Source organism: Corallococcus sp. AB049A, assembly GCF_003668885.1.
GTDB classification, from domain to species: domain Bacteria; phylum Myxococcota; class Myxococcia; order Myxococcales; family Myxococcaceae; genus Corallococcus; species Corallococcus interemptor.
The window spans coordinates 1-409 of the sequence record NZ_RAWL01001324.1 but is presented as its reverse complement, the minus strand read 5'-3'; the positions used below and the strand labels follow the sequence as shown (position 1 = coordinate 409).

General features: G+C 58.7%; 1 pseudogene. It reads left to right on the top strand.

What is annotated here, in order from left to right:
- Positions 1–314, top strand: a pseudogene (gene sucC, locus D7X55_RS47130) (succinate--CoA ligase subunit beta); the annotation flags it as partial.
- Between the last annotated feature and the right edge of the window lie 95 nt (positions 315–409).

Sequence of the window (409 nt, the reverse complement as noted above, 5' to 3'; positions counted from 1 at the left end):
TCCTGGACGTGGGCGGCGGTGCCAACAAGCAGCGCGTCATCGAGGCGTTCAAGCTGATCCTGTCCTCGGACAAGGTTGAAGGCATCTTCGTCAACATCTTCGGCGGCATCGTCCGCTGCGACATGATTGCCGAAGGCATCATCGCCGCCGTGAAGGAAGTGGGCGTCAAGGTTCCGGTCGTGGTGCGCCTGGAAGGCACCAACGTGGAAGAAGGCAAGCAGCTGCTGCGCGACAGCGGCATGGCCATCATCCCGGCTGACAACATCAACGATGGCGCCAAGAAGATCGTTGAAGCTGTCAAGAACGCTGCCTGATTCGACACCAAGGAATTCCCATGTCTGTTTTGATTAACAAGAACACCAAGGTGATCGTGCAGGGCTTCACCGGCCAGCAGGGCACCTTCCACGCC